This is a genomic window from Aquabacterium sp. UBA2148 (assembly GCF_002328915.1).
GTDB classification, from domain to species: domain Bacteria; phylum Pseudomonadota; class Gammaproteobacteria; order Burkholderiales; family Burkholderiaceae_C; genus Aquabacterium; species Aquabacterium parvum.
Genome location: NZ_DCXA01000101.1, coordinates 418 through 5,360, shown reverse-complemented (window position 1 = coordinate 5,360; position 4,943 = coordinate 418). Strand labels below are relative to the sequence as shown.

Annotated in this window: 2 protein-coding genes and 1 pseudogene; 1 reads left to right on the top strand and 2 read right to left on the bottom strand. The window is 67.2% G+C overall.

The features are described from left to right. On the bottom strand, positions 1 to 2,273 hold a 2,273-nt coding region (locus B2W70_RS05490; RefSeq protein ID WP_286743653.1), incomplete at its 3' end, for a nitric-oxide reductase large subunit. Between the two features lie 45 nt (positions 2,274 to 2,318). After that, entirely contained in the window at positions 2,319 to 2,972 is a 654-nt protein-coding gene (gene ytfE, locus B2W70_RS05485; protein WP_286743652.1) for an iron-sulfur cluster repair protein YtfE, read from the bottom strand. Between the two features lie 138 nt (positions 2,973 to 3,110). On the opposite strand from ytfE, the pseudogene norR reads away from it, so the two are divergent. Beyond that, positions 3,111 to 4,729, top strand: a pseudogene (gene norR, locus B2W70_RS05480) (nitric oxide reductase transcriptional regulator NorR). The last annotated feature ends 214 nt before the right edge of the window (positions 4,730 to 4,943 follow it).

The following is a 4,943-nucleotide window of genomic DNA, read 5'->3' as shown; positions in this document are numbered from 1 at the left end:
CCGGGAGCCTGCCGCGAGGCCTGCCCCTTGTTCGCCAGGCCCAGCACCACCTGCAGGGCCAGTGCCACGGCGCCACCGATGAAGACGAGGTCACCGAAGGTGCGCACCCAGCGCAGGGTCTGCAGCAGCGGTTGCTGCATGAATTCCTCGCTGCGGGCGTACCACAGACCCTCGCTGGCGCTGGCGGCAAACTGGATGATGCCAATCGGCAGCAGGCTGGTGGTGATCATCAGCACCAGGCCGCCGTTGAGGCCCCAGAAGGCGATGGTCATCAGCCGATCGCTGAAGGCGAACTGCGGGCGCACGTAGCGCAGCACCAGCAGCGTGAAGCCCAAGGCCAGGAAGCCGTACACCCCGAACAGCGCAGCGTGGGCGTGCACCGGCGTGGTGTTGAGGCCCTGCACGTAGTACAGTGAGATCGGCGGGTTGATCATGAAGCCGAAGACGCCCGCGCCCAGCATGTTCCAGAAGGCCACGGCCACGAAGCACAGCAGCGGCCAGCGGAGGCTGTCCATCCACGGTGCACGGTCCTTGAGGCGCCAGTTCTCCCAGGCCTCGTGGCCCAGCACGATCAGTGGCACCACTTCGAGCGCGCTGAAGGCGGCGCCCACGGCCATCACCGGCGTGGTGGTGCCCGCGAAGTACAGGTGGTGGAAGGTGCCGGGGATGCCGCCCAGCATGAACAGCGAGGCCGATGCCAGGCTGGCCGTGGTGGCCATGTTGCGCGAGACCAGGCCCATGCTGCTGAAGACGAAGGCCAGCGCCGTGGTGGCGAAGACCTCGAAGAAGCCCTCGACCCAGAGGTGGACCACCCACCAGCGCCAGTACTCCATCACCGACAGGCTGGTGCGCTCGCCATAGAACAGGCCGGCGCCGTAGAACAGGCCGATGGCGCCGACCGATGCGGTCAGCAGCGCGAGCAGGTTCTTGTCTTCACCCTTGCCATCCGTCGAGCGCTTGAGCAAGGCGGGCAGCACCCCGCGCAGCATCAGCACCAGCCACAGCAGGATGCCGACCCACTTGAGGATCTGCCACAGGCGGCCCAGGTCCACGTACTCGTAGCCCTGGTGGCCCAGCCAGAAGTTCCACTCGGGCGGCAGCTTTTGCGCAATGGCCAGGTAGTTGCCGGCGAAGGAGCCGACGCACACCGCCACCAGCGCCCAGAAAAGCACGTCCACGCCCAGCTTCTGAAACTTCGGGTCTTTGCCGCCGTTGATGACGGGGGCGAGGAACAGACCGACGGCCAGGAAGCCCGTGGCGATCCAGAACAGCGCGGCCTGGATGTGCCAGGTGCGCGTGAGCGAGTACGGGAACCACTGCGACACGTCGATGCCGTAGAAATGCTGCCCCTCCACCGTGTAGTGGGCGGTGAAGCCCCCCAGGAACACCTGGAAGACGAACAGGGCCACGACCAGGAACAGGTACTTGCCGAGTGCGCGTTGCGAGGGCGTGAGCGCGAAGCTGGTCAACGGGTCGCGCGCGGGGGCTTGCGGCAAGGGCTCTTCGTGATCGCGCAGGAAGGACCAGCCCCACACCAGGAAGCCGACGCCCGCGAGCAGGATCACGACGCTGGCGATCGACCACACGATGTTCTCGCCACTGGGCTGGTTGCCGATCAGCGGCTCGTGCGGCCAGTTGTTGGTGTAGGTGACGTGCGCGCCGGGGCGCTCCGTCGCGGCGGCCCAGGCGGTCCAGAAGAAGAAATGCGTCATGGCCTGGCGCCGCTCGGCGCTGGGCAGTGTGTTCTCCTTCATGGCGAAGCTCTGGCGGCTCTTGCGCAGGGCGGGCGCATCGGAGAAGAGCTGATCGTAGTAAGCCGCCGTCTGCGCGATGGCCTGCGCGCGGCGGTCGCTGACTTGCAGCGTGCCGTTCGCGTCCGTGCGGTTGCCTCGGTACTCGGCCTTGAGCTCGGCGCGCAGCGCGCCTTGTTCGCCCACGCCAAGTTGTTCAAAGGCCTTGCCGTGGCGCTCTTGGGCGGCCAGGTCGAGCCAGGCGCTCAGCTCGCGGTGCAGCCAGTCGGCTGTCCAGTCGGGGGCCTGGTAGGCCCCGTGGCCCCAGATGGAGCCCAGCTGCATGCCACCGACCGACTGCCAAGCGGTCTGCCCGTCGAGGATGTCGTCCTGCGTGAACAGCTTTTGCCCGCTGGTGGTGCTGACCTGGTTGGGGATCGGCGGTGCCGAGCGGTAGACCTCGGCGCCGAAGTAGCCCAGCAGCGAGAACATCACGATGCACACGCATATCAGCGCGTACCAGTGCTTCTTGTACGGACCCATGTTGCTTCTTTCTTGTTGATGGATGGGTGATGCGGCCGTGCGCGTTCAGGCGCGTTCGAACAGCACGTTGTTTTCGAGGTGGATGTGGGCCATCAGGTCCTCGCGCAGGGTTTGCAGGCCCAGGTAGAGCGCGCGCCAGGTGTTGCAGGCGCCGCGGGGCAGGGTGATGCCGTTGGTCAGCGCTTCGAGCTTGGCGAGCTCTTCACCATGGTGGTCGTGTTCCATGCGCATCACGTTGACGGGCGGCAGGCTGGGGTGGCCCATGCCGCGCTTGTAGATCGGAAAGAGCACCATCTCTTCCTTCTGCATGTGGCTCTCCAGCTCCTGCTGCATGGTTTCGAGGTGATCGGCCAGGCCCAGCGGGCACTCGGGGCGGTCGCCGTGCACGTGCTCGACGCGGCGGGCCAGGCGGATCAGCTCGGGCAGTTGCTCGCGGTGGCGGGCGTGGTAGCGCGAGAGGATGTGGTCGACCAGGTCGGGCGTGGCGGCTTCCGTCCAGTCCACGACCTCGTCTGCGCCGTCTTGCAAGGCATCGAGCTGAGCGGCGATCTGCGAGGCGTCCAGGCCGGCCTTGTCGGCGGCGGTCTGCAGCGTTTGCTTGCCGCCACAGCAGAAGTCGAGGTGGTGGGCGTGGAAGACGCGGGTGGCACCGGGGATGGTGCGGGCCAGCAGGCCCAGGGATTGTTCGGCGTGGCTCATGGTGGGCTCCTTTTGAAAGTGGGTGACCAGGTTTGACTTGTCTGTGACACCGCAAACCTCAGACCAGCTCATGGGTCCTTTTAAATCAAGCACTTGCAAAATTTATGGGTAGAATAAACCCAGCTTAATTGGGTGTAAATGACCATGCAAAAGGTTGAAACAACCCTGATCGATCACATGGCTTTGGCCGACCTGACGGTGAGCCTGCCGCGCGCGGTGCGGCTGCAAAGGCTGGTCGGGCAGCTCAAGGCGCGCTTTGGTTGCGAGGCCGTGGTGTTGCTGCAGGAGGAGGACGAAGCGCTGCGCCCAGTGGCCGCCGAAGGGCTCAGCCGCGAGGCCCTGGGTCGGGCTTTCGAGGTGGCACAGCACCCGCGCCTGTCGACCATCCTGCTCAGCCGCGAGGTGGTGCACTTCGAGCACGCCAGCACTTTGCCCGACCCCTACGACGGCTTGGTCGAGGGCATGGCCGGCCACCCGCTGCCCGTGCACGACTGCATGGGCGCGAGCGTGCACATCGACGGTCGGCGCTGGGGCGCGCTCACGCTCGATGCCTTGAAGCCAGGCACCTTCGACGATGAGGCCCGCGAGGCCTTGCTGGCCTGCCTGCCCTGGGTGGGCGCGGCCGTTCGGGTCAGCCTGCTGGAGCAGGAGGTGCAGGTGCTGCGGCAGGCGAGGGTGACGGCATCAGGCGCTTCTGACTCGCCCATGCCCGGTGTGCGCACCGGCATCATCGGCCACAGCACGGCCTTGCAGCAGGTGCTGCACGAGGTCGACGTGGTGGCGCAGTCCGACCTGCCGGTGCTCCTGATGGGCGAGACGGGCACGGGCAAGGAGCTGTTCGCGCAGCGCGTGCACGAGCGCTCCGCACGGGCCAAGGGGCCGATGGTGCACATCAACTGCGCGGCGCTGCCCGAATCACTTGCCGAGAGCGAGCTCTTTGGCCACGTGCGGGGTGCGTTCTCGGGCGCGACCACCGACCGTGCCGGGCGCTTCGAAGCGGCTCGCGGCGGCACCATCTTCCTGGACGAGGTGGGCGAGCTGCCGCTGAGCATCCAGGCCAAGCTGCTGCGCACCTTGCAGAACGGCGAGGTGCAGCGCCTGGGCGCCGACAAGCCCGTGAAGGTGGACGTGCGCGTGGTGGCCGCCACCAACCGCGCATTGAAGGACGCGGTGAGCCAGGGAGGCTTTCGCGCCGACCTGTACCACCGGCTGTCGGTCTACCCCGTGCACGTGCCGCCGCTGCGCGAGCGCGGCGACGACGTGCTGCTGCTGGCGGGGCACTTCCTGGAGGTCAACCGGGCGCGGCTGGGCTTGCGCAGCCTGCGGCTGGACGCGGCGGCGGAAGTGGCTTTGCTGCGTTATGGCTGGCCCGGCAACGTGCNNTGGGCCGCGCCGCGCTCAAGCTGCTGAGCCGGGGCGTGAACCGGCGCGACATCGTGACCTTGACCGAAGACCTGCTGGACCTGGTCGAAACGCCGGGTGTGAACCTGGGCTTGGTTGGCTTGGCGCTTGCCGATGAGGCCGGTGCTCAGGGCGCAGCCCTTTCGTCGGCCGGGGCATCAACGGGGCAAGCCATGGGTGAGGGCGCTGCCGGACCAGGCATGGCTGGCTTGCGCGCGCAGGTGGAGCAGTTCGAGCGCGGGCTGGTGCGCCAGACCCTGCGGGCCGCTGGTGGCAACTGGGCCGAAGCAGCCCGCTGGCTGGGCATCGACGCAAGCAACCTGCACAAGCTGGCCAAGCGGCTGGGGGTGAAGTGAGGGCGAACTCGCTTTCACTGCCAGGTTGACGACTGTCAAAACCCTCCAGTCAGCATGCCGAAACACTAGCCCTGGTGTCTGGCGCTCATGTCAGCCACTAAATGTGTGGAGACCGCATGCCGACCAGCACCAGCCAGCCCGCCGCCAACGACCCCCGTGCCACCCCAGTGGCCGTCTTCAAACGCAACGGCGGCACGGCGGGCTTCCAGCCTGA

What these genes read in the sequence shown, in the direction of transcription:
- ytfE (WP_286743652.1), bottom strand. Translation starts at nt 2,972, where the DNA reads ATGAGCCACGCCGAACAATCCCTGGGCCTGCTGGCCCGCACCATCCCC.